Below are 5,320 nucleotides of genomic sequence, written 5' to 3'. Positions count from 1 at the left end.
CCTTCGAAGCGCCTCGCCACCCATCTGTCGACCCGCCGGGCCCACTCCCGGGAAAGGGTGATGCAGGGACGCTCGATCAAAAAGTGCGTCACGGTGGAGACCCCGACGGTCAGGGTGAGGACCACCAGGAGAAACGGCAGGTAGGGGATCTTCCACAGCCGCCAGCCACTGTGCTCCAGCACCAGGTCGATGACGGCCGAGTGCCACAGATAGATGCCGTACGAGATCGCTCCGAGGAAGGCCAGCGGACGGCTGGCCAGCAGCGGCCGCACCCAGCCGCGGTCGCTGCGGCCGAACACCGCCGGGAGCAGCAGGAAGAAGCCGAACAACCCGTAGCCCAGGTGCTTGCCTATGTCCTGGCTCCGCGTGGCTTCAAAGATCGGCACGAGCGGCAGGCCGAGATGCCTGCTCGACACCCAGTAGAAGAACGCGGCGATGCCCCAGCACACCGTGCCCGAGCCGGGCAGCTCGGCCCAGCGCGGCGACCTGCCCTGCCGGGAGTACCAGGCCGAGAGCACGGCGAGCAGCATGCCCATGGCGAACAGGTCCCACCAGACCGGCAGCCAGACGTTCCAGCCGTTCATCCAGGTCTGCGTGGACGGGATCACCAGATAATGGACGATCTTGGCTGCGGCGAACGTGACCGCGAGCGCGGCGAGTTCCACGCGTAACTGGGCGGCGGGCGGGCGGTCCCGCCGCCGCAGCAGCCACGCGTATACCGGTATCGCCAGGTAGAACGCCGCCTCGACGTCCAGGGTCCAGGCCTGGGTGAGGCCCTGGATCGCCCAGTGCTCCTGATAACCCTGGACGAAGAATGCCGTCTGGAACAGACCGGCCAGGCCGTGCACACCGACCCGCTTACTGCTGACCACGGTCAGGGTGACGGCGAGCGCCACCCAGTACAGCGGGACGATCCGCATGAACCGCCGGACCAGGTAGCCGGCGGCGTCCGAGCCGCGGAGGCCGGCGAACCGGGCGGCGACGAACGGGCGGTAGAGCAGAAACCCCGAGATCAGGAAGAAGACCGCGACACCGATCTCACTCCGGGCGGTGTAGGGGCCCAGCCGGCTGCTGGTGGTGAAACCGGCGGGAAACGCGGTGTGCACGACGACCACGAGAATCGCCGCGATCGCGCGCAGGCCGTCGAAGCCGCCGAAGACGACCTTGGGTGGACGGACCGGCGCGGGAGTGCGCGGTTCGGGGATGGAAGCGGTGCCGGCCGGGCCGGCGGCTACGCCGGAATCGGCTGCGGCCGTAAGAGAAAGGGCGGGTCCATTCACCGACCGAGCGCCCGGAGATCAGCAAGGTCCGGCACCCTGGCAACGTACCAGTCCGGTATACGCGACCACGTCGGCACCCCGAGCGAACCCCCCCTTTCTACCCGGCCGGCCGGTCCGCGAACCTACCGCGACACCCGAGCCACTACGCGACGCCCGAGCCACTGCGCGGCGGCCGTGATCGCGGCGGCGGCGAGCAGCACGATCGCGGGCTCCGCGGCGGCCCGGAACCGGGTCGTCCCATAGATCGCGACCGAGGCGAGGCTCAGCGCGATCGGCACGGCGAGCAGTGGCAGCAGCACGACCCGGCGGCGGCGCAGCACCACGACCCCGGCGAGCGCCGCGATCTCCAACGGCCACAGCGTGACCATCCCGACCTTACTGAGGACCAGGGGGCGCAGCTCGATGGTGTCCAGCCGGGCCTGCTGCCAGGGACGGTAGACCCCCCATGTCCGACCAAGCCGCGCCGCGGCCACCCGGGGCAGGCTGCGCTCGTTGTGTTTGATGTAGTCGTACGCGGCCCGGCGGTAGAACACGTCCCGTTCGGAGCGTTCCTGGGGCGAGGGTGGCAACGCCAGGATGCAGTCGAACGACCACCAGCCGACGTACCGGCCGGAGTAGCTGGCCGGGCAGTGGGTGACCGCCAGGGTGGAGCCGAGCCCGGTGGACAGGTATTCCGGCTCACTGAACCGGGACAGGTTGTAGATCGTCCAGGGCGCGATCGTGAGCGCGCTCACCGCCGCCGCGACGGCCACCAGGGCGATCCGGCGCCGCCAGGCGAGTTCACGGGCCGTCGCGACGAGTGGCACCACCAGCACCACGGCGAGCAGCGCCAGTTCCGCTCGCGCGAGCATCACCGCCGCGAGGGCCACTCCGAGCCAGGCGGCGTCGGCGGCTCCCCGCCGGTCTCGGAACCGGTAGGCGGCAAGGGTGATCCACGCGCAGGTGAGGATCCCGGTCGTCTCCGACATCAACAGCGGGTCGTTGAGCCACATGCCCGGATAGACAGCGGCGATCCCGGCCGCCACCAGTCCGGTCACGGGGCCGGCGATCCGCCGCCCGGCGAGGGCGACGAGCACGATCGACAGCACGCCGAGCAGGCACGAGAACAGCTGGTGGGACAGGAAGCTGGTGAATCCGAGCACCGACGGCACGGCCAGCAGCACGCTGGTCAGCGGGGGGTGCTGGGCGTCGGGGACGTAGCGGCCGGACAGGGCGAGTTCGTAGGGGTCGGGCCAGCCCCGGCCGTCGGCGAAGAGGTTCGCCGCCTCGTGGTAGTAGTACGGGTCTCCCTGCACGACCGCCGGATGCAGCCAGTGGAACAGGTAGAACAGGCGGACGGCGAGACCGAGCAGCCCGATCGCGGCCAGCCACAGGTGCCAGCGCACGGGCCGCGCCCGCCCCAGCACCACGGAGAATCCCGACATCACGGGGAATCCCGGCGTGGGGTGGCCCGCGGGCACCGCCGGCGCCGGGGCCACCATCCGGGGGAGCCCCGCCGTGGTCTCAGACACGCGCGGAAGGTACCAATGTCCCGATAGCGGCTCGACACCGCGTCCGCCGCGACAGCGGTGAGCACACCGTGCGTGCGTCCTCCCACGCCGCTGCGATTAGCCTTGCCTGTCGTATGTCCTGGCGAGGTCGCAGCCGACGCAACCCCCGGCGACGAGGAGGGAACGAGGCTGACCAGCAACGACGCCGACACCTTCCCGCTCGCCTCCGGTGGGCGCCACCGCCGGGTGGCACCCGGGCCGGAGCCCACCGACACCACCCCGATCAATACCCGCCTGGGCGGGACGCGACCGGCGCCCGGGGCCACCCGGAGACCGGCTGGACCTCCCCGCCGGTCTCCCGGGACGGCGACGGCGCCCGGGGCGAGAACCCGGGCCGGCACCCGGCCGCGGACCGGCACGCGCGAGGCGACGGGGCCGCAGCGGGTCGAGGAGGATCTCGACGCCACCGGGCCCGTGCTCGCGCCGCTCGGGCACTCCCCCGCGCTCGACGGCCTGCGCGCGCTCGCGGTCACGGCCGTCATCGCGTATCACGCCGGCGTCTCCTGGATGCCCGGCGGCCTGCTCGGCGTCGACACCTTCTTCGTCCTCTCCGGGTTCCTCATCACCGGCCTACTGATCGCCGAGTACCGCTACAACCGGCGCATCGACCTTCGCACCTTCTGGATCCGCCGGTCTCGCCGCCTGATGCCGGCGCTGCTGCTGCTCCTGCTCGGGGTGGCGGCCTACGCCCGCTGGATCGCCTCCCCCGGCGACGTGGGAACCCTGCGGCTGGATGCGCTCTCCACGCTGCTCTATGTCGCAAACTGGCGTTTCGCGCTGTCCGACCAGAGCTACTTCGACCACTTCTCGGCTCCGTCGCCGCTGCTGCACACCTGGTCGCTGTCCGTTGAGGAGCAGTTCTACGTCCTGTGGCCGCTGATCGTCTACCTGCTGATGCGGCACAGCGCGAAGACTGTGGACCGCTGGCGCCGGCAACGCCAGAAGGCCCAGTCGCTCGCGCTCACGGTCGCGGTCCTCGGCGCCGAGGCCTCCGCCCTGGTGGGCCTCGCCCTGCTCGTGGTCGGGACGGACCCCTCCCGGATCTACTACGGCACCGACAGCCGCGCCCAGGCCCTGCTGGCCGGGGCCGCCCTCGCCGTCTGGCAGGCCCAGCGGACGACCCCGATCTCCGCCCGGGCCCGGTCGGTCATGTCGGTCGTCGGCTGTGTCGCCACGGCTGCGATGATCCTCATCTGGACAACGGTGAGCGGGGAGAGCCGCGGACTCTACGCCGGCGGCTTCCTCGGGGTCGCGATCATCGTGATGCTGCTGGTCGCCTCGCTCGTGGAGGCGCCCCGGGGCCCGGTGGCGAGGGTGCTGGCCACCGCCCCGCTGACCTTCGTCGGCCGCATCTCGTACGGCCTGTACCTGTGGCACTGGCCGATCTTCCTCACGCTGACGGCCACCCGCACCGGGACGAGCGGCCTGGTCCTGCTGGGGCTCCGCCTCGCCGCCACGCTGGCAATCACCCTGGCCTCATTCCACCTCGTGGAGAACCCGATCCGGCGGGGCAAAGTACGCTTCCCCGTCCCGCGGGTGACGGTGCCCGCCGCCCTGGGCGGAGTGCTCGCGGTGATCCTGCTGGCGACCGCCGGGACGTCGGCGTCGGTGCGCACTCCCGCGGACCTGGAGGCGTTGGCGCGGCAGGCGGCGACCTCCCCACAACCGGCCGTCGCTGTCAAGGCCGGCGGGAACGCCCCGATCAAGGTCCTGCTAGGCGGCGACTCGGTGGCTCTCACCCTGGGGTTCAGCGACTTCTCCTCGAGGGCCGCCCAGCAGGGTATGGAGATCCACGACTTCTCCAAGCTGGGGTGCGGCGTCGCCCGGGGGGTGCAGCGGCGCATTCTCGGCAGCGCCGGTCCCACCACCGACGGATGCGACCAGTGGCCGCAGCGGTTCGCCCAACGGGTGAACGAGGTCAACCCCGCGCTCGCGATCCTGCTGGTCGGTCGCTGGGAGATCACCGACCAGGTGCGGGACGGCCGGTGGACGCACATCGGCGATCCGGGGTTCGACGCCTACCTCGGCCGGGAACTCGACCTCGCCATCGACACACTCGGCGCCAAGGGTGCCAAGGTGGTGCTCCTGACGACCCCGGTGTTCAAGCCGACCGAGGCGCCGAACGGCGGCATCTACCCGGAGACGAAGGCCGAACGGGTGGTGCGGTTCAACGCGCTGCTGCGGGCCGCGGCGGCCCGCCATCCCGGCGTCACCGTGATCGACATCGCGTCGATTCTCACTCCGGGTGACAAGTACGTCGACGAACTGGACGGTGTCCGGCTACGCGACGACGACGGTGTGCACATCTCCAATGGCGGTGCCCGACGGATCGGTGCCGCGATCATTCCCCAGCTTCTCCGGATCGCCCGGGGACCAGCGGCCGCCGCACCCGCGCCGACCACGCCGACCACGGGAGCGGGACCCGGCTGACCCACCCGCTTTACCCGACGCTAACCTTCCGCCCAGTACCGGGCGGTCTACAGGAGGATT

General features: G+C 71.2%; 3 protein-coding genes. 1 reads left to right on the top strand and 2 read right to left on the bottom strand.

The window, feature by feature from the left end:
* Positions 1-1,280, bottom strand: a 1,280-nt coding sequence (locus ACY5KJ_RS17185; RefSeq protein WP_462203843.1) for an acyltransferase family protein, incomplete at its 3' end; no start/stop codon positions are given.
* Between the two features lie 122 nt (positions 1,281-1,402).
* The gene (locus ACY5KJ_RS17180; RefSeq protein ID WP_462185837.1) at positions 1,403-2,704 is read right to left on the bottom strand and encodes a glycosyltransferase family 39 protein; all 1,302 of its coding nucleotides are present in this window, start codon (positions 2,702-2,704) and stop codon (positions 1,403-1,405) included.
* 189 nt (positions 2,705-2,893) lie between these two features.
* Here ACY5KJ_RS17180 and ACY5KJ_RS17175 point away from each other — a divergent pair, with 189 nt between their 5' ends.
* On the top strand, positions 2,894-5,260 hold the full coding sequence (locus ACY5KJ_RS17175) for a DUF459 domain-containing protein (protein ID WP_462185832.1): 2,367 nt from the start codon (positions 2,894-2,896) through the stop codon (positions 5,258-5,260).
* The last annotated feature ends 60 nt before the right edge of the window (positions 5,261-5,320 follow it).

Source organism: Frankia sp. CcWB3, assembly GCF_977927595.1.
Note: the sequence above shows the minus strand (reverse complement) of the source record. Positions and strands in the feature narration are given on the sequence as shown.